Origin of the sequence: Cellulosimicrobium arenosum (assembly GCF_014837295.1) — a bacterium.
In the GTDB taxonomy this organism is placed as follows: domain Bacteria; phylum Actinomycetota; class Actinomycetes; order Actinomycetales; family Cellulomonadaceae; genus Cellulosimicrobium; species Cellulosimicrobium arenosum.
In genome coordinates this window covers 96,634-122,292 of sequence record NZ_JACYHB010000001.1, presented here as the reverse complement: position 1 = coordinate 122,292, position 25,659 = coordinate 96,634, and the positions used below count along the sequence as shown (strand labels likewise).

Genomic DNA, 25,659 nt, shown 5'->3' with positions numbered 1-25,659 from the left:
GTGGCCGTGTGGGAACATGGACCGGTGAGCACTGGTAGCACCTTGCTGGACGCCGCCCGCGGCGGTTTCGTCGAGCCGAGCTCCTCGGCCCTGCTCCTGCTCGGGCAGGGACGCGACCTCGCGTCCGAGCGCGGCGTGGAGTGCGTCGGCGACCTGCCCGCCCCGAGCGACCCGGACCTCGTGGAGCGGGCGCGGGCCGCGCGCGCTGCGCTGGGCGAGCGCGCGTTCGTCCTCGGCCACCACTACCAGCGGGACGAGGTCATCGACTTCGCCGACGTGACGGGCGACTCGTTCAAGCTCGCGCGCGAGGCGGCCGCGCGGCCCGAGGCGGAGTTCATCCTCTTCTGCGGGGTGCACTTCATGGCCGAGAGCGCGGACATCCTCACGTCCGACGCGCAGCAGGTCGTGCTGCCGGACCTGGCCGCGGGCTGCTCGATGGCGGACATGGCGGCGATCGACCAGGTCGAGGACGCGTGGGACGTGCTGGAGGAGGTCGGGATCGCGGACTCGACGATCCCCGTGACGTACATGAACTCGTCGGCGGCGATCAAGGCGTTCACCGGTCGCCACGGCGGGACGGTGTGCACGTCGTCCAACGCGGAGGTCGCGCTGCGCTGGGCGTTCGGCAGAGCACGCTCTGCGGGCGGGGGTCCTGACACCGGCAAGGTCCTGTTCCTCCCCGACCAGCACCTGGGCCGCAACACCGCGGTGCTCAAGCTCGCGATGTCGACGGGCGACTGCGTCGTGTTCGACCCGCGCAGGCCGAACGGCGGTCTGACCGACGCGGAGCTGCGCGACGCACGCATGATCCTGTGGCGCGGGCACTGCTCGGTGCACGGGCGGTTCTCTGCGAAGAACGTGAGCGACGTCCGCGCCGCCGTGCCCGACGTGAACGTGCTCGTGCACCCGGAGTGCAAGTACGAGGTCGTCACGGCGGCCGACCTCGTGGGGTCGACGGAGTTCATCATCCAGACGCTCGACGCCGCGGAGCCCGGCTCCTCGTGGGCCATCGGGACCGAGCTCAACCTCGTGCGCCGCGTGGCGCGCGCGCACCCGGACAAGCAGGTGCACTACCTCGACTCGACGGTGTGCTTCTGCTCGACGATGAACCGGATCGACCTGCCGCACCTCGTGTGGGCGATGGAGTCGCTCGTCGCGGGCCGCGTGGTCAACCGGATCGTCGTCGACGCGGACGACGCGCACTGGGCGCGCGTCGCGCTCGACCAGATGCTCGCCCTGCCGGGGATCTGACCGGAGCAGGACGGAGTGCGGCATGGGTACCGGCAACGGGATGAACGTCGGCGTCCTCGTGTTCGACGGGGCCGAGGAGCTCGACGTCGTCGGGCCGTACGAGGTGCTGGCGCACTGGGCTCGGCACTCGGAGCTCAAGCCGCACGTGTCGACGTTCTCGCCCGACGGCGCGGGTGTGCGTCTCGCCAAGGGGCTGTGCCTGGTCCCGGACCGGTCGGCGGCCGACGTCGGGCCGTTGCACCTGCTCGTCTACCCGGGCGGGCGAGGCACTCGCCGACTGCTCGCCGACAGCGAGCACCTGGAGTGGCTGCGCGCGACGCGCGCTCGCACGCCGCTCGTCGCGAGCGTGTGCACGGGATCGCTCGTGCTCGCCGCGGCCGGCCTGCTCGCGGGCCGGCCGGCGACGACCCACCGCGACCACTACGACGAGCTCGCACGGATCGACCCGACGGTCGTCCTCGACACCGAGGCGCGGTTCGTCGACGACGGAGACGTCGTCACGTCGGCGGGCGTGTCCGCAGGGATCGACATGGCGTTGCACCTCGTCGCGCGTCTCGAGAGCGACGACGCCGCGCGTGCGGTGCGGCGGGGCATCCAGTACGACCCGGACCCGCCGGTCTAGATGCTCTGACCACCGCCTCGCACGGTCACGGACGGCGCGGGACGTAGCGTCCCGTGCGGTGCGCCCAGACGTCGAGCACCACCGTGCAGAACGGCGGCACGGTCGCCGCGAGTGCGAGCAGCGTGGTCCACGGCGACCACCGCATCCGCACCGCGACGAGCACGGCGAGCGCGACGTAGGCGACGACGAGACTGCCGTGCACCGGGCCGAAGATCTCGACGCCGCGCTCGGTCGTGCCCGCGACCCACTTGAGGTACATCCCCACGAGCAGGCCCGCCCACGAGAAGGCCTCGGCGACCGCGACGGCGCGGAACGCGCGGACGGACCACGGGTGCCGGGTCGTGTCGGGGGCTGCGGTCGGGCGAGGTGCGGTGCTCGTCGTCACGGGCCGCATCTTCGCACACGAGCCTGGGCAGCGCCTCGGGCGTCGCACAGCCTCGATGGCGACCGCGCGGGCGGTACCTGATACCGCTGGTCCGAGGTAGTAATCTGCGACGGTGACCCGCCAGCTCCAGCTCCTCCTCGCCACCACGATGCCGCGCAAGGCCGTCCCCGGCCGGGGCGTGCTCGACCCGTCGGTGACGCGCCTGCGCGTCCACCCGGGCGACCTCGACCTCTACCTCCACGTCAACAACGGTGTCTACCTGCAGATGATGGACGTGGCGCGCAGCAACTTCATCGCCGACCTCGGTGGGTTCGGGCCGCTCAAGGAAGCGGGCTGGTTCCCCGTCGTCGCTGCGTCGACCGTGAAGTACCGGCGCTCGCTCCAGCTCTGGGACCGGTTCGAGATCACCACGCGGGTGCTCGGCTGGGACGAGCGCGTCGTCTACCTCGAGCAGGTCTTCACGCGCCAGGGGGACCTGTGCGCGCGGGGGCTCCTCGCGGGCAGGTTCCTCGCACGAGGCTCGGGCGAGCGCGTGCCGGCCCCCGACGTCGTCGCCCTGCTCGGTCGCGACGTGGTTCCGCCGGAGCTGCCGGACGACGTCGCGGCCTGGTCCCGGGCGGTCGACGTCGCGCACCGCACCGTCTGACCGTTCGCCGCGGCGGGGGGAGGTGCGGCGACGACGTCCCGGTGCGGCGCAGGCATGGTTCGATGGCCCGGTGGGTACGGACCCGTTCGGCGCGACGATGGTGCCGGCGCTCCCCTGCCCCGACGTGGACGCGATGCGCGACTTCTGGGTGGACCTCGGACTCGAGGTCACCTACCGCCAGCTGCGTCCCAACCCCTACCTGGCAGTCCAGCGCGGCGGTTTCGCGATCCACTACTTCGGGATGGCCGGCGTCCCGCCCGAGGACAGCTACAGCACGTGCCTCGCGGTCGTCGACGACACCGCGCCGGTGTTCGAGCGTTTCGCCGCCGGCCTGCGCGCGCGGTACGGGCGGCTGCCGCTGACCGGGGTACCGCGCATCACACGCCCGCGCCGGCGGGCCAACGCGGGTGGCACGGCCGGGTTCAGTCTTGTCGACCCTGCCGGGAACTGGGTGCGGGTCATGCGTCGACCGCCCGCCGGTGCACGCGACGAGGCAGGAGGCGACGACGACGGCTCGGCCCGCACGGCGTACGCGGCCCGACCCGAGGGCGCCGTCGCGCGGGCGGTGGACGACGCCGTCGTGCAGGCCGACTCGCACGGCGACCCCGTGCAGGCGCGCAAGATCCTCGCGGGCGCGCTGCGTCGCTCCGGCGACGACGCACCGCCCGTCGAGCGCGTGCGCGCGCTCGCCTACCTCGCCGAGCTCGACGTCAGGACGGGCGACCAGGCCACGGCGCACGAGCACCTGGACGCGCTCGCCGCGATCGTGGCGACGCTCGACGACGCCGCACGCGCCGACCTCGGGTCGGTGCTCGACGAGGCCGCCGAGCTGAGATCGGGCCTCACCGACGGCTGAGCTCCGGTCCGACCGACGGCTGAGGTCGACGTCCGGCGGGGTCAGTCGGAGACGCGTCCCCCGAGCCGGGCGAGCAGCAGAGCCTCCGCGAGCACGACCCTCTCGAGCTCGCCGAGGTGCACCGACTCGTTCGCGCCGTGCGCTCGCGAGTCGGGGTCCTCGACCCCGGTGACGAGGATCGACGCACCGGGGAAGACCTCGAGCAGGTCCGCGATGAACGGGATCGAGCCGCCGATGCCGATGTCGACCGGCTCGGTCCCCCACGACGTCGCGAACGCCCAGCGCGCCGCCTGCATCGCGGCCGAGTCCGCGGGGGCGAGGAAGGGCTTGCCCTGCTCGCCGTCGCGCACGGTGACGCGGGCGCTGGACGGGGCGCGCGTCTCCAGGTGGGTACGCAGCGCCGCCATCGCGGTCGCGGGGTCCTGCCCGGGAGCGATGCGGACCGAGATCTTGGCCGTCGCACGCGGGGCGAGCGTGTTCGACGCGTGGGCGACGCTCGGTGCGTCGAGCCCGATGACCGAGATCGCCGGCTTGGTCCACAGCCGCCCGGCGATGGAGCCCGAGCCCGCGAGGGTCACGTCCTCGAGCAGCGACGAGTCCGCCCGGAAGTCCGCCTCCGTGTAGTCGACCGCGGGCTCCGCGCCGGAGCCGAGGCCCGCGACGGCGACGTTCCCCGCGTCGTCGTGCAGCGTGGCGACGAGCCGGGCGAGCTGCGTCACCGCGTCGAGCACCGGTCCCCCGAACATGCCGGAGTGCACGGCGTGGTCGAGCACGGCGACCTCGACCTCGCAGTCCACGAGGCCGCGCAGGGACGTCGTGAGCGCGGGGACGCCGACCTTCCAGTTCGCGGAGTCGGCGACGACGATGACGTCGGCGGCGAGCAGGTCGCGGTGCTCGGCGAGGAACGGCCCGAACGTCGGCGAACCGACCTCCTCCTCGCCCTCCACGAACACGGTCACGCCCACGGGCAGGTCCGCGCCGAGTGCCGTGAGCGCCCGCAGCGCGCCGAGGTGCGCGACGATCCCCGCCTTGTCGTCCGCGGCGCCGCGACCGTAGAGCCGCCCGTCCCGCTCGGTCGGGTCGAACGGGTCCGTGTCCCACGTCGAGGCGTCTCCCGGTGGCTGCACGTCGTGGTGGGCGTAGAGCAGGACCGTGGGAGCGCCGGCGGGGGCCGGACGCCTGGCGACGACCGCCGGCGCGCCCTGGCGGCCGTCCTGCGTCATCGCCCGCAGGACCTGGACCTCGGGCAGGCCCGCGTCGCGCAGGAGCGCCGCGACGGCGTCGGCGCTCGCCGCGACGTGCGTGGGCTCGAACGCGGAGTTCGAGACGCTGGGGATGCGCACGAGGTTCTCCAGGTCGGCGCGCAGGGCGGAGAACTGGTCGGCGACGACGGCGCGCAGCCTGGTCGCGACGTCCGTTCCGTCGGTGGGCTCGGGTGAGTTCGTCACGCACAGCACGGTACGTCACGGCGAGTGCCCGCGACCGGCGGCCCGTCGCCCGGCACGACGTCGCGGACCGTCGCCCGTCTGGACTACCCTGGGGTGGTGTTCTCCCGCAGCAAGTCCGACGCGTCCGCGACGTCGGGCACCTCCACCCCCGTCGACGCCGCCGCCGAGATCGAGCAGACGGGCGACGTGGCCGCGGGCAAGGGCCGTCCCACTCCTCGGCGCAAGCAGTCCCAGGCGGCGAACAAGCGCCCGCTCGTGCCGGACGACCGCCGCGCTGCCGCGAAGGCGGCCCGGGAGCAGCAGCGCCAGGCCCGCGACCGCCAGTACCGCGCGATGCAGACCGGTGACGAACGGCACATGCCGGTGCGCGACAAGGGACCGGTCAAGCGCTTCACGCGCGACTTCGTCGACGCCCGCTGGAACCTGGGCGAGTTCTTCCTGCCCATCGCGCTCGTCTTCATCGTCGTGACGATGTTCACGGCCCAGATGGCCGAGCTCGCGTTCCTGTCCGTGATCCTGCTGTACGGGATCGTGCTGCTCACGATCGTCGACACGTTCCTCATGTGGCGCAGCCTGCGCAAGCAGCTGCGGGCGAAGTTCGGCGACGTCCCCAAGGGCACGGTGATGTACGCCGTGATGCGCGCGATGCAGCTGCGCCGGGCGCGCATGCCGAAGCCGATGCACAAGAAGCACGGCGTCTACCCGCAGTAGCCGCAGCCCACCCGTCGCCTCCGAGCGACGGGTGCTCCGGGCATCGTAGGGTGGGAGGCATGCCCAACTACCGATACCTCGGCAACTCCGGTCTCAAGATCTCCGAGATCACCTACGGCAACTGGCTCACCCACGGCTCCCAGGTCGAGAACGACGTCGCCACCTCGTGCGTCCACGCGGCCCTGGACGCCGGCATCACCTCCTTCGACACCGCGGACGTCTACGCGAACACGAAGGCCGAGCAGGTCCTCGGCGACGCCCTCAAGGGCCAGCGCCGCGAGTCGCTCGAGATCTTCACCAAGGTCTACTGGCCCACCGGCCCCGCAGGGCCCAACGACTCGGGGCTGTCCCGCAAGCACGTCATGGAGTCGATCAACGGCTCGCTGAAGCGCCTCGGCACCGACTACGTCGACCTGTACCAGGCGCACCGGTTCGACACCGAGACGCCGCTCGAGGAGACGATGCAGGCGTTCGCCGACGTCGTGCGCCAGGGCAAGGCCCTGTACATCGGGGTATCCGAGTGGACCGCGGACCAGATCCGCGCCGGCCACGCCCTCGCGAAGGACCTCGGCTTCCAGCTCGTCTCGTCCCAGCCGCAGTACTCGATGCTGTGGCGTGTCATCGAGGACGAGGTCGTGCCGACCTCGCGCGAGCTGGGTCTGTCCCAGATCGTCTGGTCCCCCATGGCTCAGGGCGTGCTCTCCGGCAAGTACGTCCCCGGGCAGCCGCTGCCCGAGGGCTCGCGCGCCACCGACGACAAGGGCGGCTCGCGGATGATCCAGCGGTTCATGACCGACGACGTCCTCACCCGCGTCCAGGAACTCAAGCCCGTCGCCGACGAGCTCGACCTGTCCATGGCCCAGCTCGCGATCGCCTGGGTGCTGCAGAACGAGAACGTCGCGGCGGCGCTCGTCGGCGCGTCGCGTCCCGAGCAGGTCGCGGAGAACGTCAAGGCGGCCGGGGTCACGATCCCGGCCGAGCTCATGACGCGCATCGACGAGGCCCTCGGGGACGTCGTCGAGCGCGACGCGGGCAAGACCGCCGAGGGCGCTCCGCAGAAGCGACCCTCCTGACCGTCGACGCACCGGACCTGCGCGGGGCCCTCGACCGGGTGCCCCGCGCAGGTTCTCTCACCGCGCGGGCTCCGGGCACGCCTCCCCGGCCCGGCCCGGGGACCGCACCGGCGCCGCGGTGACGAGACCGCCCGGAGCGAACCAGCGCGCGGTGACCTGGACGACCGCGCCGACACCGAGCGCATAGCAGAGCGTCGCCCATCCGAAGGTCCCGCCGAGCGCCCACCCCGCCGTGACGACCACGATCTCGATGAGGGTCCGCACGAGGCGCACGGACCCTCGGGTGCGGGCCACCAGGCCCGTCATCAGGCCGTCGCGCGGTCCCGGCCCGAGCCGCACGCCCAGGTAGGCCGCCGTCGCCATCCCGTTGAGCACGATGCCCCCGACCGCGAGCGCCGCGCCCGCCAGCGGCCCCGGCAGCGGGACGAGCCGGTCCAGGAGCGCGAGCATCGGGTCGATCGAGATCCCGATGACGACGACGTTCGCGACCGTCCCGATCCCCGGGCGCTGACGCAGCGGGATCCACGCGAGGAGCGCGAACCCGCTCAACGCGACGACGACGGCGCCGAAGGGCAACCCGGTGCGACGCACGATCCCCTGGTGCAGCACGTCCCAGGGCATCCCGCCCTGGCCGGCCTGGATGAGCATCGCCATGGACAGCGTGTACGCGAGGAGACCGAGGATCAGCTGGACGATCCGGCGCGAGGGTGACATGGCCCCAGTGTCGTAGCCTGTTGGACTCGATCTCTATAGCCAATCGAGCGACAGTGGACCTCATGACCCCTCCCCGACCTGGCACCCCCGGCACGCGCCTCGACGTGCACCGCCACCTGTCGGCCGCCGCCGCGATCCGCCTCCTCGGCACCTGGCACGCGGGTGGCCCGGCGTACGTCGCGCTCGCGGACGCGCTGCGTGCCGCCGTCCTCGCCGGCACGCTCGCCCCACACACGCGGCTGCCCTCCGAGCGGGACCTCGCCGCGGCGCTGAGCGTCTCGCGCACCACGACGGCCGCCGCCTACGGACGGCTGCGCGACCTCGGTTTCGCACGGTCGCTCACGGGTGCGGGGACCGTCGTCGGCCTGCCCCGTGGGGCGGACAGGGCGCCGGCGACGCGTACCGCCGGCGGCGACGCGCCCGCACGCACCGAGCGGGCGACGACCGTGCCCCTTGTCCAGGCGGACCTCTCCCAGGCGACGTCGGTCGCGCCGTCGGGCCTGCACGCGGCCTACGGGCGCGCGCTCGAGCGGCTCCCCGCCTACCTGGGCGACGGTGGGTACGAGCCGCTCGGGCTGAGCGTGCTGCGCGAGGCCGTCGCGGCGCGCTTCACGGCCCGTGGGACCCCGACCACGCCCGACGAGATCCTCGTCACCACGGGCGGCCAGCACGCCATCACGACCGTCGCGGCGACGCTCCTCGGCAACGGCGACCGGGCGCTCGTGCAGTCGCCGACCTATTACCACGCGATGGAGACCCTGCGTCGTGCAGGCGCACGACTCGTCCCGCTCCCCGTCGGGCTCGGCGGCGACGACGGCAGGGCGGGTCTCGACGTCGAGCTCCTCGAGTCGACCGTGCGCCAGGTCGCCCCACGTCTCGTCTACCTCGTCCCGGACTTCCACAACCCGACGGGCTACACCCTGACCCCGGCCGAGCGTGCCGGGGTCAGGGAGGTGGCGGCACGCCACCGTGTCACCGTCATGGCCGACGAGACGCTGACCGACCTGTCGCTGGACACCCCGCCCGGTGACGAGCACGACCCCGCACCCCCGCTGGCCGGGACCGGTACCTCGCCCTACGTCGTCACGGTCGGGTCGGCGTCCAAGTCGTTCTGGGGCGGCCTGCGCGTCGGCTGGGTGCGGGCCCACCCCGACCTCGTGGCTCGTCTCGCGCGCACGCGCCAGTCGGCGGACGTCGCCACCGCGGTCCTGGAGCAGCTCGCCGTCGTCGAGCTGCTCGAGGACCGGCGAGCCGTGCTCGCCGAGCGGCGCGTCACGCTGCGTCGGCAGCGCGACCTGCTGTGCGGGCTTCTCGGCGCCGCCCTGCCCTGGCGCGTGCCGGTCCCACCCGGTGGCCTCTCGCTGTGGGCCGACCTCGGCGCGCCGCTCGCGCACGCGTTCACCGCCGCGGCCACCGCCGAGGGCGTCCTGCTCAACGCCGGGCCGACGTTCACCCCGGACGACAGCTCACCGGACCGGGTCCGCCTGACGTTCTCCCGCCCGTCCACCGAGCTCGAGCGGGCGGTCCCGCTGCTCACGGCCGCGTGGGCGCGGCTCACGGGGTGAGCCGCCCGTCATAGCGGACGCGGAGATCCTCGTGCTCGTCAGCCGGCGCGCAGATCGACCGGCGGCGTGGCCTGCGCACCGTCGTGCAGGAGCCGGACGACGGCGACGCCGTCCCCCGCGAGGCCGCGCCACGTCTCGCCGAGCCACTGCTCCGCGTCGAACTGCGCCGTGAAGACAGGGCTCACGGGCTCCGGCACGACCATGCCGTCGGCGTCCAGAAGCTCCCACACCCACTGCGCCCGGATCATCGCTCACCCCCGTGCGTCTCGGCCGCGCCCCGCACGTGCGGCCCGGGCTCGGGGTGACGGACCAGCGACCGGTTGACACGCGACGCCCAGAGCGGGCCCTCGAACACGAACGCGGTGTATCCCTGGACGAGGTCCGCCCCCGCTCGCAGGTAGTCGCGCGCGTCGTCCACGCTCGTGATGCCGCCGACACCGATGATGGCGCGGTCCGGGCCGAGCCGGTCCCGCAGGCGTGCCACGACCGCACGGCCGCGGACGCGCAGCGGCGGCCCCGACAGGCCGCCCGGCCCGCGCTCGTGCCCGATCGTCGTGTTGACCGCGACGACGCCGTCCAGGTCGAGCTCGACGACGAGCGCCGCGACGGAGTCCACGTCGTCGTCCGCGAGGTCGGGGGCGATCTTCACGAGCAGCGGGACCCGCGCCACCCCGGCGTCGGCCGTCGCCGTGTCGGTCGCCGCGCGCACCGCGAGGAGGATCGGCCGCAGCGACTCGACCTCCTGCAGGTCGCGCAGGCCCGGCGTGTTGGGCGACGAGACGTTCACCACCAGATAGTCCGCGTACGGCGCGAGCAGCCCCGCGCTCGTCGCGTAGTCCTGCGCCGCGCGGTCCGGCGGCGTGACCTTCGTCCTGCCGATGTTGGCGCCCACGACGACGGCACGTCCCGACGGGGTCGAGCGCAGCTCTCGCAGCCGGCGGGCCGCGACCGCCGCGCCCTCGTTGTTGAAGCCCATCCGGTTGCGCACGCCGCGCACGTCCAGCTCGCGCCACATCCGCGGGCGCTCGTTGCCCGGCTGGGCGTGCGCCGTCACCGTGCCGATCTCGACGAAGCCGAAGCCGAGCATCGTCAGCCCCCGCACCGCCCGGGCGTTCTTGTCGAACCCGCCGGCGATGCCGAGCGGCGACGGGAACACCCGTCCCAGCACCTCGACGCTGCCCGGCCCCCCGGCTCCGCGGCCCAGGTAGGGCGCGAGCGCTCCCTGCACGACGTCGCGCAGCACCGGTACGCGACCGGCGGTGGCGATCAGCGAGAACGCGAGCTCGTGCGCGCGCTCGGGGTCCATCCGCCGGAAGACCGTGTCGAAGAGCAACGAGTACAGCAGGGGGGAACGGCGGCTCATGCGGCCTCCTCTGGATCGGGAGCAGGGTCGGGAGCAGGGCCGAGGGACGAGTCCGGGGCGGCACGGGTGCGCCACAGCCACCACAGCCCGACGAACGGCAGGACGAGCGGTACGTAGCCGTACCCGCTGCCGAAGTCGGACCAGACGGTCGCGCGCGGGAACGCCTCGGGGTCGACGAGGGAGAGCGCGCCCACGGCGAGCACCCCGACGAGCTCCACACCCACGGCGACCCACGCGACCCGACGCGCGACGACGCGTCCCGGCCCGCCGCGGGCCAGGGCGACCGTCGCGACGACGTACACGACGGCGGCGAGCGCCGACAGCCCGTACGCGAGCGGCGCCTCGTGCCAGTCCCGCACGAGCTGGACTCCTGCGCGCGCGCTGGCGGCGAGCGCGAAGATCCCGTAGACGGCCACGAGGACACGCCCGAACCCGTCGCCCGTCCGTCGCGGACCCGGTTCGCCCGGTGCCGACGGACCGGTGCCACGCCGTCCGTCAGGTGCGTGCTCGCTCATCGCCGTCCTCACGCGTTCCAGATCTGCCACGCGCGCCACTCGAGGAACGCGACCGTGACCGCTGCGACGGCGAGCACGACCGAGCTCCACCGCGTGCGCTCCGCGAACGCCCAGACGGCGGCCGCGGGCAGGATGAACAGTGTCGTCACGAGGTAGCCCCACAGCAGGACCGGGTCGCTCGGGGCGGTCCCGGTCGCTCCGAGCACGCCCAGCACGATCATCTGCACGACCACCAGGGCCTCGATCCCCGCTGCGACCCACAGCTGGCGCAGGACGACCGCCCGGTCCTGGACGACGAAGACCACGGCCCAGGCCGCGAGCACGACGCAGACCGCGACGACCACGAGCAGGAGGGGAAGGACCACGCGCCGAGAGTACCGGGACGAGCACGCGCGGGCGGAATCGGAGTCGACCGCGGGCCGATGGACGACGGTGCCGCTCGTCGCACCGGCCGCTGCGCGCGGTCAGGGATAGCATCGCTGCTGTGGCTGAACTGATCGTCTCCAGCAAGAGTCCCTCCAGCGCCAAGGTCGACGTCCTCGTCGTGGGCGCCCAATCGACGTCGGACGGCGTCGCGATCGTCGGGGCAGACCTGCCCCGATCCGTGATCGCCGAGGTCGAGGCGCTGGCCCCGGCGCTCGGCATCACCGGCGCCGCCGACGAGGTCAGGACGATCCCGGCCGGGCCGGACGTCGCCGCGGACGTCCTCGTGCTCACCGGACTCGGTCCCCGCGCGGCCGACGGCACGTTCGGCGCCGAGTCGCTGCGCCGTGCGGCCGGGGCAGCGCTGCGCTCGCTCGCGCGGCCGGCGTCCGTGGCCGTCGCGCTCCCGACCGACGGCGAGGCCGACGTGGCGGCCGTCGCCGAGGGCGCGCTCCTGGGCGCCTACGCCTACACCCGCTACCGCACGGGCGACGACAAGGGCGCGAAGCGACCCGCGACGAGGGTCGAGGTGCTCGCCGCGAGTGCGCGCAGCGCCGCGGCGAAGGCCGCGGTCGAGCGTGCGAAGGTCGTGGCGGACGCGGTGAACGCGACCCGTGACCTGGTCAACATGCCGCCGAACGACCTGTTCCCGGCCGCGTTCGCGGACCTGGCCAAGCAGGCGGTGAAGGACGCGGGGGCCAAGGGCGTGAAGATCACCGTGCTCGACGAGAAGGCGCTCGCCGCGGGCGGGTACGGCGGCCTCATGGGCGTCGGCCAGGGCTCGTCCCGCGGACCACGGCTCGTCAAGGTGGCCTACTCCCCCGCGCGCCCGACGGCGAAGGTGGCCCTCGTCGGCAAGGGGATCACGTTCGACTCGGGCGGCCTCTCGCTCAAGCCGGCCAAGGGCATGGAGACCATGAAGCTGGACATGGCGGGTGCGGCCGCCGTGCTGAGCACGGTCGTCGCGGCCGCGCGGCTCGGCCTGCCGGTCGCCGTGACGGGGTGGCTGTGCCTCGCCGAGAACATGCCCTCGGGCACGGCGCAGCGCCCCTCCGACGTCATCACGATCCGCGGCGGCCGGACCGTCGAGGTGCTGAACACCGACGCGGAGGGTCGTCTCGTCATGGCTGACGGCCTGGCCGCCGCCACGGAGGAGTCGCCGGACGTCGTGCTCGACGTCGCGACCCTGACCGGGGCGCAGATGGTCGCGCTCGGCAACCGGGTCTCGGCCGTCATGGGCAGCGACGCCGTGCGGGGCGAGGTCGTCACCGCTGCCGACGCGGCAGGCGAGCAGTTCTGGCCGATGCCCCTGCCCGAGGAGCTGGGTGCGTCCCTGAAGTCCAAGGTCGCGGACCTGTCGAACATCGGCGACCGGTTCGGCGGCATGCTCGTCGCGGGGCTGTTCCTCCAGGAGTTCGTGGGGTCGACCCCGTGGGCGCACCTCGACATCGCTGGCCCGGCGTTCAACGAGGGGTCGGCCCACGGGTACACGCCCGCAGGCGGCACCGGGGTCGCGGTCCGCACGCTGCTGGGATTCGTCGAGGGCCGCGCCACGCGCTGAGCCCCGTTCCCGCCGGCGCCGTCAGGAGCGGCGCTGGCGGGAGTTCCAGTCCCGCATGCGCTGCGGGTACCCCGTGAAGTTCACGTTGTAGACGGGCACCTCGAGCGTGCGTGCGACGTCGAACGCCGTGCGCTCGTCCGGTACGCGCCTCCGGGTCCACTCCCCCGTGGTCGCGATGAGCAGCAACGTCGACCCCGTGTCCGGCGCGGGGGGCTCCACGTAGGCCTCGACACCCACACGGGTGCGCACGAACTCCTGCAGGTGCTGCACGGTCTCGCGACGGGCGTCCTGACGTCCGCCGCCCGAGGGCGTCGGGCGGCGGGAGAACAGACGGGGAAGTCGTGGCACAACCGGCAGGGTACAGCCCACCCGGACCCGCTGCGAGGACGGGGACGCGGGGGTGACGGACGTCCGCTGTCTCGATCGTCACAGCCCCGAAGGGCCCGTTCGATTGGGGAGCACGTGCACGAGGTGCCAAGATGGCACCCGGAGAACGTTCACGCGCTCCCGGCGGCTGCCGCTCCCTCCCGGTCCGTCGACGTGCCGTGGACGTCCGAGCTCGATCTCGCGTTGTTGAAGGAGTCGCACGTGGCCGATCCCGGCACATCATCCGACGTCGTCGTCCTCGGCGGGGGCAGCGCCGGCTATGCCACCGCGCTGCGCGCTGCGCAGCTCGGGCTGAAGGTCGTGCTCGTCGAGTCGGGAAAGCTGGGTGGGACATGCCTGCACAACGGCTGCATCCCCACCAAGGCGCTCCTGCACGCGGCAGAGCTGGCCGACGGCGCGCGCGAGGGTGAGCGGTTCGGCGTCCGCAGCACGTTCGACGGCGTGGACATGGACGGCGTCAACAACTACAAGGACGGCGTGGTCGCCGGGCTGTACAAGGGGCTGCAGGGACTCGTCGCGTCGCGCGGCATCACGTTCGTCCAGGGACACGGTCGCCTCGTCGCACCGGACACCGTCGAGGTCGACGGGACCCGGTTCACCGGCCGGCACGTGGTCCTGGCCACCGGCTCCTTCTCGCGCTCGCTGCCGGGCCTCGAGCTGGGAGGGCGCGTCATCACCTCCGACCAGGCGCTCGGCCTCGACCGCGTCCCGTCGTCCGTCGTCGTGCTCGGCGGCGGGGTCATCGGCGTCGAGTTCGCGAGCGTGTGGAAGTCGTTCGGCGCGGACGTCCAGATCGTCGAGGCCCTCCCCCACCTCGTCCCGAACGAGGACGAGGCGTTGTCGAAGTCGCTCGAGCGAGCCTTCCGCAAGCGCGGGATCGGCTTCTCCCTCGGCGACCGCTTCACCGGTGTCAAGCAGACCGACTCGGGCGTCACGGTGACCCTCGAGTCCGGCAAGACGTTCGACGCCGAGCTCCTGCTCGTCGCCGTCGGGCGCGGACCACGCACGGCCGGGCTGGGCCTCGAGGAGCAGGGGGTGCGGCTGGACCGCGGGTTCGTCGTCGTCGACGGGCGCCTGCACACCGGAGTCGGGAACATCTGGGCCGCGGGCGACATCGTGCCCGGGCTGCAGCTCGCCCACCGCGGGTTCGCGCAGGGCATCTTCCTCGCCGAGCAGATCGCCGGTCTCGAGCCGACGCCGCTCGTGGAGTCGTCGATCCCGCGCGTGACCTACTGCGAGCCCGAGGTCGCGTCCGTCGGACTGACCGAGGCCGACGCGCGCGAGGCGCACGGCTCGGACGCCGTCGAGACCCTCGAGTACAACCTCGCCGGCAACGGCAAGAGCAAGATCCTCGGGACCAGCGGCTTCGTCAAGCTCGTGCGCCGCAAGGACGGCCCGGTCGTCGGCGTGCACATGATCGGTGCCCGCGTCGGTGAGCTCGTCGGCGAGGGCCAGCTCATCGTGGGCTGGGAGGCGTACCCCGAGGACGTCGCCGCCCTGGTCCATGCCCATCCCACCCAGAACGAGGCACTCGGAGAGGCCCACCTGGCACTTGCCGGCAAGCCTCTGCACGCCCACAACTGACCCCAACGATCGAAGGAGACCAGGCAGGTCATGTCTGAGAACGTGCAGATGCCGGCCCTCGGCGAGTCCGTCACCGAAGGCACCGTCACCCGCTGGCTGAAGTCCGTCGGCGACACCGTCGAGGTCGACGAGCCCTTGCTCGAGGTCTCGACCGACAAGGTCGACACCGAGATCCCGTCGCCCGTCGCGGGCACCCTGGAGAAGATCCTGGTCGAGGAGGACGAGACCGTCGAGGTCGGGTCGAACCTCGCCGTGATCGGGGACGGCTCCGGAGGCGGCGACGCCGCTCCGGCGCAGTCGGACTCGGAGCAGCCCGAACCTGAGCCCGAGCCCGAAGCCGAAGCCGAAGCCGAGCCTGCCCAGGCCGAGCCCTCCGAGCAGCCGGAACCCGAGCAGGGGTCCGCTCCCGCCTCCACGTCGGGCTCCGAGGGCGAGGGCGAGGGCGAGGAGATCACCCTGCCCGCGCTCGGCGAGTCCGTCACCGAGGGCACCGTCACCCGGTGGCTGAAGTCGGTCGGCGACACCGTCGAGGTCGACGAGCCGCTGCTGGAGGTCTCGACCGACAAGGTCGACACCGAGGTCCCGTCGCCCGTCGCCGGAACCGTCCAGAAGATCCTGGTCGAGGAGGACGAGACCGTCGAGGTCGGCGCCGTCCTCGCGATCGTCGGCTCCGGCTCGGCACCCGCGCAGGAGGCTCCGAAGCAGGAGGAGCCGAAGCAGGAGGAAGCCCCGAAGCAGCAGTCCCCGGCGACCGAGGCGAAGACTCCGGCGAGCGAGGCGGACGTCCCGGCGCAGGCCGCTCAGGAGGAGTCGTCCTCCACGCAGCCGGCACCGGCCGAGAAGTCCGCGCCGTCGGCACCGGGCGCCACGCCGGCACCGGCAGCGAAGGCAGGCGGCACCTACCTCACGCCGCTCGTGCGCAAGCTCGCTGCCGACAAGGGCGTGGACCTGTCGGACGTCACGGGCACCGGGGTGGGTGGGCGTATCCGCAAGGAGGACGTCCTCGAGGCGGCCCGCAAGGCCGAGGAGAAGGCATCCGCACCTGCGGCCGCCGCGCCCGCTGCGTCGCCCACGGCGCCCAAGAAGCCGTCGGTCCCGGCCGTCTCGCCGCTGCGCGGCACGACCGAGAAGACGAGCCGGCTGCGCAAGCTCGTGGCGAGCCGCATGGTCGAGGCGCTCTCGACCCAGGCTCAGCTCACCACGGCGGTGGAGGTCGACGTCACCCGCGTCGCGGCGCTGCGCAACCGCGCCAAGGCCGACTTCAAGGCGCGCGAGGGTGCGAACCTCACGTTCCTGCCGTTCTTCACGCTGGCGGCCGTCGAGGCGCTGAAGGCGTACCCGAAAGTGAACGCGACCTTCGCCGAGGACGAGATCACGTACCACGGCTCGGAGAACGTCGGGATCGCCGTCGACACCGAGCGCGGTCTCGTCGTGCCGGTGATCAAGGACGCCGGTGACCTCAACCTCGCCGGCATCGCACGCAAGATCGGTGACCTCGGCGCGCGCACGCGTGCCAACAAGGTCGGTCCGGACGAGCTCGCGGGCGCGACGTTCACCATCACCAACACGGGCTCGGGCGGCGCGGTCTTCGACACACCGATCGTCCCGGTCGGACAGGTCGCGATCCTCGGGACGGGCACCATCACCAAGCGTGCGGCGGTCGTGACCGACGCGGACGGGAACGACACGATCGGCATCCGCTCGACGTGCTTCATCTTCCTGTCCTACGACCACCGGCTGGTGGACGGCGCGGACGCGGCGCGGTTCCTGACCGCGATCAAGAACCGCGTCGAGGAGGGCGCGTTCGAGGCCGAGGTCGGCCTCTGACGCTCCCGGCACCCCGACCTGCCTGACCTGCGGGCCCCGACCGTCCCCGGTCGGGGCCCGTGGTCCGTCCGGGCCGTCGTACCCGCGCGTGCGTGCCCGGGATCACCCGTACCGTGGTGACCATGGACATCGTCGTGGCCGGGTCGCACGGCCTGATCGGTTCGGAGCTCCTCGAGAGGCTGCGCGAGGACGGCCACCACGTGCGCCGCCTCGTGCGCCGCCCGCCGCAGACCGCGGACGAGCGCGAGTGGGATCCCGACGCGGGCGTGCTCGACCCGGGGCACCTCGAGGGTGCGGACGCCGTCGTCAACCTCGCCGGGGCAGGTGTCGGCGACCGCCGGTGGACCACCGCGTACAAGCGACTCCTCCTGACCTCCCGCACCCGCACGACCGGTCTCCTCGCCGCCCGGCTCGCCCAGGTCGACGGTCCCCCGCCCGTGTGGGTCCAGGGTTCGGCGATCGGGTACTACGGAGACCGTGGTGGCGAGGTGCTGACCGAGGCCTCCGCGTCGGGCGACGGCTTCCTCGCCCGGCTCTGCCGCGAGTGGGAGGCCGCCACCGAGCCCGCCCAGGAGGCCGGCGTCCGCGTCGCCCACGCACGGACCGGGATCGTCCTGTCGTCCCAGGGCGGAGCGCTCGGGCGGCTGCTCCCGCTGCTGCGGCTCGGTCTCGGCGGCCGGCTGGGACCGGGCACCCAGTACTGGAGCTGGATCACGCTGCACGACGAGGTCGCCGCGCTGTGCCACCTGCTGACCGCGCAGGTGCACGGCCCGGTCAACCTCTGCTCCCCGCACCCGGCGACGAACGCCGCCGTCACGCGGGCGCTCGCCGACGAGCTGCACCGGCCGGCCGGGCTCGCCGTGCCCGCCGTGGCGCTGAAGGTCGCCCTCGGGGAGCTCGCGACGGACATCCTCGGGTCGCAGCGCGGGAAGCCGACGGTCCTCGAGGCGAGCGGGTTCTCCTTCGCCCATCCAGACCTGTCCGACGCGGCGCGGTGGGTCGTCCAGGAGGGCTGAGGGTGCCGGCTATCCGACCTGGCTCACCCGCCAGCCGTCCTCCGTCCACCGCACCGTGAGCACCACGGTCGTGCGCGGCGTCTGCGGGACCTGGATCTCCTGGTCACCGGTGCGCTGCCGGTGCGCCGTGATCGCGTAGTCGACCTCGACCCGGGCAGTCCCGTCGGTGCCGGCGGTCCCGGTGGCTCCCTCCACGGCTCCCCCGTCCGCCCCCTCCTCCGGGTCTGCGGGCCTGGCGTCGAAGACGGTCGCGCGTGCGTCCAGCACGTCGACGCCGTCGAGCTCCGCGACGAGCGCTGCGTCGGTCTCCGCGGCCGGAGAACCCGCCGCGACGACCTGGCGCAGCTCGACCTCCCCACCCGTGAGCAGATCGAGTCGCCGCTGCGTGAGCTCGCGGGCTGCGCCGACGGGGTCCTCGGGGTCGAGCACCGGGCCGTCCGCGAGGGTCTGCGGTTCGGACGTGGACGTCGGGGCAGGCGCCGTGGCCGACGACCCGGCTCCCGGACCCGCCCCGGGGGCGTCGCTGGTCGCGCGGACTCCCGCCACGAGCACCGCGCACCCCGCGACGACGACGGCCAGCACGACCAGACCTCGACGCAGACCCTCGGGCGCCCGTCTCGTCGACCCCGTCCTGGCCCGGCGACGCGCTCCGCCACGCTCGGCGCGCCGGGCGGCGCCCGGCGCCTGCGTCTGCCGCAGACCGGTCGGGGCGAAGGCGTTCGCGACGAGCCGTGCCGGGTCCGGCATCTCGAGGGGGCACGGTGGGGCGGCGTCGTAGCACCGGGCGGCGAACGTGCCCGCCGCAGGACGCGCCCGCGGGTCGTCGCGCAGTGCCTCGACCAGCTCCGCGTGGAGGGCGTCCAGCCGCAACGCCTCCTGCGGGTCCGCTGCCCGCTCGAACGTGGGATGGCTCGACGCCGGCGCCGGCACGAGGTCGACGACGAGCTGGGCCAGGTCGCGCACGTCGTCCGCCTCGGTGCCCGCGACCGGGACCAGCGGCACGGCCACGACGGCACGTCCGTCGGGACCCAGGACGACCGAGCGCGTACCCAGCGCGCCGTGGACACGGTCGGCACGGTGCAGGGCGACGAGCGCCTGCGCGACGGGCACCAGCACAGTGACCGCCTCACCGGCGGCGAGCGGCCGCCTCGCCGCCGCGAGCTCGTCGAGCGTGAGGCCCGGGTGGTGGTCGGTCAGGACGGCGAGCTCGTCGCTGCCCGACTCGAGCACCGCGCGCACGGTGACGAGGTGCTCGTCCTCGACCATGAGCGCGTGCAGGTGCTCGACGAGCCGCTCACGGTCGACGACATCGTGCGGCACGGGCACGTACGAGACGTCGCACGTGCGTCCGTCCGGCCCCACCACTGGACCGTCGGACGACCGACCTGCTGGTCTGGCGGGCTGCCACCCGCCGGACTCGAGAGCCAGTGCCCGGGCCTGGTGGACGGCAGCCTCGTCCGGCCGCGAGCGGCCGCGCCGGAACGGACGCGCTGGGCTTCGGGTCGACTCGGGCATGCGCCCATCTCATCGCGCCGTGAGGCACTGCGCCGGGTTATCCACAGGGCGGACATCCGAACCGTGCGTCCAGGTCAGACCGCGAGCGTGCGCTGCTCCGCGTGGCTGCGCCGTGCGGTGTCGAGCACCTCGGCCGTGCGGACCGCGTCCCAGGGGTCCACCGGGACGGGACCGGCGTCGAGCACCCAGGTCGCGACGGCGGCGTAGAAGTCGGCGTGCCCGCCCGGCGCGCGCGGCACCGCGACACGCTCGCGGCCTCGAGTGATCCAGCCCTCGGAGCCCTCGGGCGCCGCGTCGTCGAACACCTCGAACGGGGACGCGTCGTCCTCGAACGTGGTCACGACGTAGGCACCGCCCGTGCCCAGCACACGCGTGCGCGGCCCGGGAGCGCCGACGAGCGAGCCCGCCCAGAGCCGGCTCACGACCTCGCGCTCCCCCGCACCGTGGTGCAGGACGAGGAAGACGTCGTCCTCGGTCGGCGTGGTCAGCGCGCGCAGCTCGGCCCGCACGGACGTCACGGGCCCGAACAGCTGCGTCGCGGAGTCCACGAGGTGCGGTCCCAGGTCGAGCAGGAGCCCGCCCCCGACAGGGTCGTTCTCCTTCCACCGTTGCCGCGGGACCGGTCGCCACCGCTCCCAGCGGCGCTCGAACGTGTGCACGTCGCCCAGCTCGCCCGCGGCGATCACCTGCCTCAGCGTCAGCTGCTCCGGGTCCCGGCGCCGGTTCTGGAACACGGTCAGCCCGACGCCGGCGGCGTCCGCCGCCTCGACGACGGTCCGTGCCGCGGCCGAGTCCAGCGCGAGCGGCTTGTCGACGACCAGCGGGACGCCCGCCGAGATCACCGACCGGGCGTGCTCGGCGTGCAGCGCCGTCGGGCTCGCGACCACGACCACGTCGTAGGCGTCCCGGTCCGCGAGCAGGGAGGCGACGTCGCCGTGCAGACGGACGTCCGGCCAGTCCTGCTCCGCGTCCGCCCGCCGCTCGGGCGCACGGACCACGACCGCGGTCACCCGGTGCCCGGCCTCGCGCACGAGGCGGGCATGGATGCCACGGCCCGCTCCCCCGTAGCCGATCACCGCGACCCGCAGGGTGGTTCCGCCGACGGAAGGGTGCGCAGAAGTGACCATGTCCCTCAATCTATCCGTGCGTCCGCGGCTTCCTGCACGTCGGGCTCCCGGCAGAATGTACGATTTGGCACGGAACGCGGCGATCGCACAGGATCGCCGCGGGTACCGCCGTCCCCTTACCCCGCCCGAGAGGTCGACCGTTGAGCGCCACCTCCCGCCGTGTCCCGCGGCGCGCCCTGCTGCGCTACGCGCTCATCGCGCTCGCGGTCATGACCGTCGTCCTCGCCAACGTCGTGCTCCAGCGGGCCGGCGCGATGGGTGAGACCGACCAGGACACGGCCTCGCCGTCCGCCACCGCAGCGTCTGGCTAGTCACCCGCGACCTGGACCGGTCGCGGCGCGCTCGCCCGCGGACCGCCGTGCGAGGGCGCTGGGCCACCAGACCCGGTCGCCGATGTCGTGCACGAGCGCCGGGACGAGCAGCGATCGCACCACGAGCGTGTCGACGAGCACCCCGAACGCGACGATGAAGGCGATCTGCGCGAGGAACAGCAGCGGGATGATGCCGAGCGCGGCGAAGGTCGCGGCGAGCACGACGCCCGCAGAGGTGATGACGGAACCCGTGACCGCGAGCGCTCGCAGCACGCCGCGCCGCGTCCCGATCCGCAGGCTCTCCTCGCGCACGCGGGTCATGAGGAAGATCGAGTAGTCCACCCCCAGCGCGACGAGGAAGCAGAAGGCGTAGAGCGGGACGGCGGGGTCGGCCCCGGGGAAGTCGAGCACGTGGTCGAACACGAGCGCGGCCACTCCCAGGGCAGCGCCGAACGACAGGACGTTCGCGAGGACGAGCAGCACCGGGGCGAGGACGGAGCGCAGCAGCAGGACGAGGATCAGCAGGATCACGGCGAGCACGACGGGGACGATCACGCGCAGGTCGCGCTGCCCTGCGAGCTGGGTGTCGAGCCGCTCGGCCGCGGCGCCACCGACGAGCGCGTCGGGTGAGACGTCGTGCACCGCGTCCCGCAGGTCCGCGACCGTGTCGACCGCCTCCTGGCTGTCCGACGGCGCCTGCGTCGTCACGTCGACGCGGACCATGTCGTCGACCACGAGCGGTTCTCCCTGCGCGGGCGCCCCGGGCGCCGCCGCGGGCTGGTCGGTGACCGGCGTCGCCGCGGCCACGCCGTCGGTGGACTCGGCGGCCTGCACGACGGCGTCGAGGTCCTCCGCCGGGACGATGACCGTCGCAGGCTGGGCGGACACCCCCTCGAAGTGCGCGGTGAGCACCTCCTCCCCGTCGACGGAGTCGACCTGGGTGAGGAACACCTCGGAGTCGCCCGTCCCGCTCGCGTCGAGCGTGGGGACGAACGCGGCGCACGCCGCGAGCACGAGCGCGGTCGCGATCCACACCGGGCGGTCGCGACGCCCGACGAAGCTCGCGACGCGCGACCACAGGCCGTGGTCCTCGACCCGGACGGTGTCGTCGTCGGGCGCCGCGCGGACCTGCGCCCCGTCGTCGGCGGCGACGGGCGAACCCTGCCCCTCGACCGCCGCGTGCTCGCCGACGTAGCGAGGCATGCGGGGCCAGAAGAGCGCGCGCGACCGCTGGCCCGCCACGAGGAGCAGGGCGGGCAGCAGGGTCATCGCGGCGACGAACGACGCGACGATCCCGATCGCCGCGACCGGTCCCAGGCTGCGGTTCGAGGACAGGTCGGACAGGAGCAGGCACAGCAGCCCGGCGACGACGGTGCCGGCGCTCGCCGCGACGGGTTCGACGGACGCTCGCACCGCGCGGCGCAGCGCCAGCACGGTCGAGCGGGAGGTCCGCAGCTCCTCCCGGTAGCGCGCGACGACGAGCAGCGAGTAGTCGACGGCGGCGCCGACGACCAGGATCGACAGGATCCCCTGCGACTGGCCGTTGAGGGTCAGGACGTCGTTCGCCGCGAGCTGGTAGACGACGAGGCCGGCGAGGCACAGCGCGAGCACTGCCGTGAGGATCACGATGAACGGCAGGATCGGCGATCGGTAGACGATCGCGAGGATGATCAGGACGGCACCGAGCGCGACCAGGAGCAGCACGGTGTCGATCCCGCCGAAGGCGGTCACGAGGTCGGCGACGAAGCCGGCCGGTCCGGTCACGGAGGTCTCCAGGTCGGCGCCGGCCAGCCCGCCGTCCGACGGGTCGGCCGCGACCAGGTCGCGCAGCGCACCCACGGCGAGCTCGCTGACGCTGTCCTCGTCGGCGCCGACCCGGTCGGCAGCGACGGCGGCGTCGAGCGAGAGCACGACCAGCGCGGCCTCACCGTCCTCGGACGGCACGACGACCGGGTCGGCGATCGACACGTCGCCCAGGGTGGCCGGCTCGTCGCCGCTCGTCCCCGCGAGCGGCGCGTCGGGCGCCGCGTCGGCATATGCCTGCACGAGGTCGAGCTGTGCCTCGGTGAGCTGCGCGCCGTCGGCGGCCGTGACCACGACCAGCGCGGGCAAGGACTCGTCGTCGGTGAACTCGGTCGCGACCTCGGCCGCCCGGGTCGACTCAGCGCTCGCCGGGAGGAACGCGGCGTCGTCGTTGGTCTGGACGGAGCTCAGGTTTCCCTGAGCCTGTCCGCCGAGCGCACCGATCACCATCCACAGACCGATGACTGCGACAATGACCAGGCCACGAAGGGCGCCCGCCCAGCGATTCCTCAGCATGCTGAGTAAGATAGACCAGGAGAAGGGTGGAACGCACGTGGAGCAGCACGCCGAGCGAGAGGACCTCGCGGACCCGGACCCCCGCCGCTGGGCCACGGGTCGGCTCCTGTTCGCCGTCGCGCGCCGCATCGAGCGTGACTGGAACGCCCACCTCGCGTCGTGGGACCTCAACCACGCGGGATTCCCGGTGCTCATGCACCTGATCGGGGCACCGCTCTCGCAGCGCGCCCTCGCCCAGGCGTCGGGCGTCACCGAGCAGACCATGAGCCGCGTGGTCGCCCGGCTCGAGAGGTCCGGCTACGTGACGCGCGGGGCCGACCCGGCCGACCGGCGTCGGCACACGGTGCGCATCACCGAGGCCGGGCGCACCGCGGGTCTCGCCGCGGCACGACGCCGGCCGGCGGAGGACCTCGCGACCCGCGGGCTCGACGACGAGCAGATCGGCGCGCTGCGCGAGGTCCTGCTCACGATGCTGCGCTCCAGCGCTCCCGACGACCCCGACCTCGACCTCCCGGGCCCGGCCGGGCACGGCGACGGTCGCCGCGCACCCGCGGACGAGCGCTAGCCTGACGCGATGGACCTGCTCACCCTGCCCGGCCTGACGGACTACCACGAGGCGTGGGGGCTGCAGCGCACGGTCCACGACGACGTGACGAGCGGCGCACGCCCGGACACCGTCATCCTCGTGGAGCACACGGACGTGTACACGGCCGGTCGGCGCACCCACCGCGACGAGCGGCCCGACGACGGCACCCCCGTCGTCGACGTCGACCGGGGCGGCAAGATCACGTGGCACGGCCCGGGCCAGCAGGTCGCGTACCCCGTCCTCCGTCTGCGCGAGCCCGTCGACGTCGTGGCCTACGTCCGCGCCCTCGAGGAGGCCGTGATGCGTGCGTGCGCGGACCTGGGCCTGGCGACCGTGCGGGTGGAGGGGCGCAGCGGGGTGTGGGTGGAGGCCGACGCGCAGCGCCGGGAGCGCAAGGTGTGCGCGATCGGGGTCCGCGTCGCGCGCGGCGTCACGATGCACGGCCTGGCCCTCAACTGCGACCCGGACCTCGGCCGGTTCGAGCACATCGTGCCGTGCGGCATCACCGACGCCGACGTGACGTCGCTGTCGGCCGAGCTCGGCCGCACGGTGACCCCCGCGCAGGTCGCACCCGCGCTGGTCGAGGCCCTCGACGCGAGCCTCGCACCTCTGCGTGCCGCGGTCGCCGAGTCGGCACCGCTCGCGCGGTAGCCGCGTCCGGGATGTCGTGGACGTCACGTCCGTCCCGACGCCGCGAGACGCCCGCGACCGCCCGCCCTCGCGTACGCTGAAAGCAGTCCGGCGTCGTACTGACACGCACCCTCGGGGCCGCGTGAACCGTCAGACCGCCACGCGGTCGGCTCCGGCGCACACTCGACACGACGACCGGGAGACACCCGTGACGATCGCACCAGAAGGCCGGCGCATGCTGCGGGTCGAGGCTCGCAACTCCGCGACGCCCATCGAGAAGAAGCCCGAGTGGATCAAGACGCGCGCCACGATGGGTCCGGAGTACTCCGAGCTCAAGGGACTGGTCAAGCGCGAGGGCCTGCACACGGTGTGCGAGGAGGCCGGCTGCCCCAACATCTTCGAGTGCTGGGAGGACCGCGAGGCGACGTTCCTCATCGGCGGCGACCAGTGCACGCGGCGGTGCGACTTCTGCCAGATCGACACGGGAAAGCCGGCCGACTTCGACGCGGACGAGCCGCGCCGCGTCGCCGAGTCCGTCCAGGCCATGGGCCTGCGGTACTCGACCATCACGGGCGTGGCTCGCGACGACCTGCCCGACGGCGGGGCGTGGCTCTACGCCGAGACCGTCCGCCAGATCCACGCGCTCAACCCGGGCACCGGCGTCGAGCTCCTCATCCCGGACTTCAACGCGATCCCGGAGCTGCTCGACGAGGTCAACGGCTCCCGGCCCGAGGTGCTCGCGCACAACCTCGAGACGGTGCCGCGCATCTTCAAGCAGATCCGGCCCGCGTTCCGCTACGACAGGTCCCTGTCCGTGCTCACGCGGGCGCGCGAGGCCGGTCTGGTCACGAAGTCGAACATCATCCTCGGCATGGGCGAGACGATCGACGAGGCCAAGGAAGCCCTGCGCGACCTTCACGACGCGGGCTGCGACCTCGTGACGATCACCCAGTACCTGCGCCCGTCGTTGCGCCACCACCCGGTCGACCGCTGGGTCCGGCCGGAGGAGTTCGTCGAGCTGTCCGACGCGGCCGACGAGATGGGTTTCCTCGGGGTCATGGCCGGCCCGCTCGTGCGCTCCTCCTACCGGGCCGGGCGCCTGTGGGGCCAGGCCATGACCCGGCGCGGCATGGCGATCCCGGAGTCCCTCGCCCACCTCGCCGAGCCGATGACCGCCCGTCAGGAGGCCGCGAGCCTGCTGTCCCGCTCTCCCCACTAGACTGA

At 73.5% G+C, this 25,659-nt stretch carries 26 protein-coding genes; 15 read left to right on the top strand and 11 right to left on the bottom strand.

What is annotated here, in order from left to right:
* The first annotated feature begins 24 nt into the window (after nt 1-24).
* Both nadA and IF651_RS00565 read left to right on the top strand, forming a co-directional pair.
* The gene (gene nadA / locus IF651_RS00570; RefSeq protein ID WP_338403682.1) at nt 25-1,251 is read left to right on the top strand and encodes a quinolinate synthase NadA; all 1,227 of its coding nucleotides are present in this window, start codon (nt 25-27) and stop codon (nt 1,249-1,251) included.
* Between the two features lie 22 nt (nt 1,252-1,273).
* A complete protein-coding gene (locus IF651_RS00565) occupies nt 1,274-1,873 on the top strand; it encodes a DJ-1/PfpI family protein (RefSeq protein WP_191827145.1) in 600 nt (199 codons plus the stop codon).
* Between the two features lie 25 nt (nt 1,874-1,898).
* Here the strand turns inward: IF651_RS00565 and IF651_RS17920 are convergent, their stop codons facing one another.
* The gene (locus IF651_RS17920) at nt 1,899-2,258 is read right to left on the bottom strand and encodes a DUF3817 domain-containing protein (protein WP_338403681.1); all 360 of its coding nucleotides are present in this window, start codon (nt 2,256-2,258) and stop codon (nt 1,899-1,901) included.
* A gap of 112 nt (nt 2,259-2,370) precedes the next feature.
* Between IF651_RS17920 and IF651_RS00555 the strand changes: the two genes are divergently transcribed.
* On the top strand, nt 2,371-2,904 hold the full coding sequence (locus IF651_RS00555; protein ID WP_191827143.1) for a thioesterase family protein: 534 nt from the start codon (nt 2,371-2,373) through the stop codon (nt 2,902-2,904).
* 70 nt (nt 2,905-2,974) lie between these two features.
* Complete coding sequence (locus tag IF651_RS00550; protein ID WP_191827142.1) at nt 2,975-3,760, top strand: VOC family protein; 786 nt, start codon at nt 2,975-2,977, stop codon at nt 3,758-3,760.
* Between the two features lie 41 nt (nt 3,761-3,801).
* Here IF651_RS00550 and IF651_RS00545 read toward each other — a convergent pair whose 3' ends face one another.
* Nucleotides 3,802-5,208, bottom strand: a complete 1,407-nt coding sequence (locus IF651_RS00545) for a M20/M25/M40 family metallo-hydrolase (RefSeq protein WP_191827141.1) — start codon at nt 5,206-5,208, stop codon at nt 3,802-3,804.
* Nucleotides 5,209-5,304: 96 nt separating this feature from the next.
* Here IF651_RS00545 and IF651_RS00540 point away from each other — a divergent pair, with 96 nt between their 5' ends.
* Together IF651_RS00540 and IF651_RS00535 are read left to right on the top strand one after the other, a co-directional pair.
* The gene (locus IF651_RS00540) at nt 5,305-5,919 is read left to right on the top strand and encodes a DUF3043 domain-containing protein (RefSeq protein WP_191827140.1); all 615 of its coding nucleotides are present in this window, start codon (nt 5,305-5,307) and stop codon (nt 5,917-5,919) included.
* Between the two features lie 59 nt (nt 5,920-5,978).
* Complete coding sequence (locus IF651_RS00535) at nt 5,979-6,992, top strand: aldo/keto reductase family protein (RefSeq protein WP_191827139.1); 1,014 nt, start codon at nt 5,979-5,981, stop codon at nt 6,990-6,992.
* Between the two features lie 57 nt (nt 6,993-7,049).
* On the opposite strand, the gene yczE is transcribed toward IF651_RS00535, so the two are convergent.
* Complete coding sequence (gene yczE, locus IF651_RS00530) at nt 7,050-7,706, bottom strand: membrane protein YczE (RefSeq protein WP_241743955.1); 657 nt, start codon at nt 7,704-7,706, stop codon at nt 7,050-7,052.
* Between the two features lie 62 nt (nt 7,707-7,768).
* On the opposite strand from yczE, the gene yczR reads away from it, so the two are divergent.
* Nucleotides 7,769-9,271, top strand: a complete 1,503-nt coding sequence (gene yczR, locus IF651_RS00525; RefSeq protein ID WP_191827138.1) for a MocR-like transcription factor YczR — start codon at nt 7,769-7,771, stop codon at nt 9,269-9,271.
* 38 nt (nt 9,272-9,309) lie between these two features.
* Here the strand turns inward: yczR and IF651_RS00520 are convergent, their stop codons facing one another.
* The 4 genes from IF651_RS00520 to IF651_RS00505 are packed head-to-tail and all read right to left on the bottom strand — an operon-like array spanning nt 9,310 to nt 11,514.
* Nucleotides 9,310-9,519 (bottom strand): hypothetical protein, encoded by a 210-nt coding sequence (locus tag IF651_RS00520; protein WP_191827137.1) that lies wholly within the window; start codon nt 9,517-9,519, stop codon nt 9,310-9,312.
* Nucleotides 9,516-10,634, bottom strand: coding sequence for a quinone-dependent dihydroorotate dehydrogenase (locus IF651_RS00515; protein ID WP_191827136.1), 1,119 nt, complete (start codon nt 10,632-10,634; stop codon nt 9,516-9,518). Before IF651_RS00515 ends, IF651_RS00520 begins: the two co-directional genes overlap by 4 nt.
* Nucleotides 10,631-11,149 carry a hypothetical protein gene (locus IF651_RS00510; protein ID WP_191827135.1) on the bottom strand — a complete coding sequence of 173 codons (519 nt, stop codon included), beginning with the start codon at nt 11,147-11,149 and terminating at the stop codon, nt 10,631-10,633. The genes IF651_RS00515 and IF651_RS00510 overlap by 4 nt, the downstream gene beginning before the upstream one ends.
* A gap of 8 nt (nt 11,150-11,157) precedes the next feature.
* Nucleotides 11,158-11,514, bottom strand: a complete 357-nt coding sequence (locus IF651_RS00505; protein WP_191827134.1) for a hypothetical protein — start codon at nt 11,512-11,514, stop codon at nt 11,158-11,160.
* 119 nt (nt 11,515-11,633) lie between these two features.
* Between IF651_RS00505 and IF651_RS00500 the strand changes: the two genes are divergently transcribed.
* Entirely contained in the window at nt 11,634-13,133 is a 1,500-nt protein-coding gene (locus IF651_RS00500) for a leucyl aminopeptidase (RefSeq protein ID WP_191827133.1), read from the top strand.
* A 21-nt stretch (nt 13,134-13,154) separates the two neighbouring features.
* Here the strand turns inward: IF651_RS00500 and IF651_RS00495 are convergent, their stop codons facing one another.
* Entirely contained in the window at nt 13,155-13,481 is a 327-nt protein-coding gene (locus IF651_RS00495) for an oxidoreductase (protein ID WP_338403680.1), read from the bottom strand.
* 240 nt (nt 13,482-13,721) lie between these two features.
* On the opposite strand from IF651_RS00495, the gene lpdA reads away from it, so the two are divergent.
* The 3 genes from lpdA to IF651_RS00480 all read left to right on the top strand — a co-directional run bounded on the left by lpdA (nt 13,722) and on the right by IF651_RS00480 (nt 17,947).
* The gene (gene lpdA / locus IF651_RS00490; protein WP_191827132.1) at nt 13,722-15,104 is read left to right on the top strand and encodes a dihydrolipoyl dehydrogenase; all 1,383 of its coding nucleotides are present in this window, start codon (nt 13,722-13,724) and stop codon (nt 15,102-15,104) included.
* Between the two features lie 30 nt (nt 15,105-15,134).
* Nucleotides 15,135-16,931 (top strand): 2-oxoglutarate dehydrogenase, E2 component, dihydrolipoamide succinyltransferase, encoded by a 1,797-nt coding sequence (sucB, locus tag IF651_RS00485; protein ID WP_191827131.1) that lies wholly within the window; start codon nt 15,135-15,137, stop codon nt 16,929-16,931.
* A 122-nt stretch (nt 16,932-17,053) separates the two neighbouring features.
* Nucleotides 17,054-17,947 carry a TIGR01777 family oxidoreductase gene (locus tag IF651_RS00480; protein WP_191827130.1) on the top strand — a complete coding sequence of 298 codons (894 nt, stop codon included), beginning with the start codon at nt 17,054-17,056 and terminating at the stop codon, nt 17,945-17,947.
* A gap of 9 nt (nt 17,948-17,956) precedes the next feature.
* Here IF651_RS00480 and IF651_RS00475 read toward each other — a convergent pair whose 3' ends face one another.
* Nucleotides 17,957-19,309, bottom strand: coding sequence for a hypothetical protein (locus IF651_RS00475; protein ID WP_191827129.1), 1,353 nt, complete (start codon nt 19,307-19,309; stop codon nt 17,957-17,959).
* Between the two features lie 227 nt (nt 19,310-19,536).
* Nucleotides 19,537-20,589, bottom strand: coding sequence for a Gfo/Idh/MocA family protein (locus tag IF651_RS00470; protein WP_191827128.1), 1,053 nt, complete (start codon nt 20,587-20,589; stop codon nt 19,537-19,539).
* Nucleotides 20,590-20,729: 140 nt separating this feature from the next.
* Here IF651_RS00470 and IF651_RS00465 point away from each other — a divergent pair, with 140 nt between their 5' ends.
* Nucleotides 20,730-20,900, top strand: a complete 171-nt coding sequence (locus IF651_RS00465) for a hypothetical protein (protein WP_191827127.1) — start codon at nt 20,730-20,732, stop codon at nt 20,898-20,900.
* Here IF651_RS00465 and IF651_RS00460 read toward each other — a convergent pair whose 3' ends face one another.
* Nucleotides 20,901-23,219, bottom strand: coding sequence for an MMPL family transporter (locus IF651_RS00460; RefSeq protein WP_191827126.1), 2,319 nt, complete (start codon nt 23,217-23,219; stop codon nt 20,901-20,903).
* On the opposite strand from IF651_RS00460, the gene IF651_RS00455 reads away from it, so the two are divergent.
* The 3 genes from IF651_RS00455 to lipA all read left to right on the top strand — a co-directional run bounded on the left by IF651_RS00455 (nt 23,218) and on the right by lipA (nt 25,654).
* Nucleotides 23,218-23,784, top strand: a complete 567-nt coding sequence (locus IF651_RS00455; protein WP_191827125.1) for a MarR family winged helix-turn-helix transcriptional regulator — start codon at nt 23,218-23,220, stop codon at nt 23,782-23,784. The two genes, IF651_RS00460 and IF651_RS00455, sit on opposite strands and share 2 nt — an antisense overlap.
* Nucleotides 23,785-23,793: 9 nt before the next feature.
* Nucleotides 23,794-24,456 carry a lipoyl(octanoyl) transferase LipB gene (gene lipB, locus IF651_RS00450; protein WP_191827124.1) on the top strand — a complete coding sequence of 221 codons (663 nt, stop codon included), beginning with the start codon at nt 23,794-23,796 and terminating at the stop codon, nt 24,454-24,456.
* 187 nt (nt 24,457-24,643) lie between these two features.
* Nucleotides 24,644-25,654, top strand: coding sequence for a lipoyl synthase (gene lipA, locus IF651_RS00445; RefSeq protein WP_191827123.1), 1,011 nt, complete (start codon nt 24,644-24,646; stop codon nt 25,652-25,654).
* Nucleotides 25,655-25,659: the final 5 nt, after the last annotated feature.

What these genes read in the sequence shown, in the direction of transcription:
- IF651_RS00565 (WP_191827145.1), top strand. Translation starts at nt 1,274, where the DNA reads ATGGGTACCGGCAACGGGATGAACGTCGGCGTCCTCGTGTTCGACGGG.
- IF651_RS00515 (WP_191827136.1), bottom strand. Translation starts at nt 10,634, where the DNA reads ATGAGCCGCCGTTCCCCCCTGCTGTACTCGTTGCTCTTCGACACGGTC.
- IF651_RS00460 (WP_191827126.1), bottom strand. Translation starts at nt 23,219, where the DNA reads ATGCTGAGGAATCGCTGGGCGGGCGCCCTTCGTGGCCTGGTCATTGTC.
- IF651_RS00455 (WP_191827125.1), top strand. Translation starts at nt 23,218, where the DNA reads ATGCTGAGTAAGATAGACCAGGAGAAGGGTGGAACGCACGTGGAGCAG.
- sucB (WP_191827131.1), top strand. Translation starts at nt 15,135, where the DNA reads ATGTCTGAGAACGTGCAGATGCCGGCCCTCGGCGAGTCCGTCACCGAA.
- yczR (WP_191827138.1), top strand. Translation starts at nt 7,769, where the DNA reads ATGACCCCTCCCCGACCTGGCACCCCCGGCACGCGCCTCGACGTGCAC.
- IF651_RS00480 (WP_191827130.1), top strand. Translation starts at nt 17,054, where the DNA reads ATGGACATCGTCGTGGCCGGGTCGCACGGCCTGATCGGTTCGGAGCTC.
- yczE (WP_241743955.1), bottom strand. Translation starts at nt 7,706, where the DNA reads ATGTCACCCTCGCGCCGGATCGTCCAGCTGATCCTCGGTCTCCTCGCG.
- IF651_RS00520 (WP_191827137.1), bottom strand. Translation starts at nt 9,519, where the DNA reads ATGATCCGGGCGCAGTGGGTGTGGGAGCTTCTGGACGCCGACGGCATG.
- lipB (WP_191827124.1), top strand. Translation starts at nt 23,794, where the DNA reads ATGGACCTGCTCACCCTGCCCGGCCTGACGGACTACCACGAGGCGTGG.
- IF651_RS00470 (WP_191827128.1), bottom strand. Translation starts at nt 20,589, where the DNA reads ATGGTCACTTCTGCGCACCCTTCCGTCGGCGGAACCACCCTGCGGGTC.
- IF651_RS00510 (WP_191827135.1), bottom strand. Translation starts at nt 11,149, where the DNA reads ATGAGCGAGCACGCACCTGACGGACGGCGTGGCACCGGTCCGTCGGCA.
- IF651_RS00535 (WP_191827139.1), top strand. Translation starts at nt 5,979, where the DNA reads ATGCCCAACTACCGATACCTCGGCAACTCCGGTCTCAAGATCTCCGAG.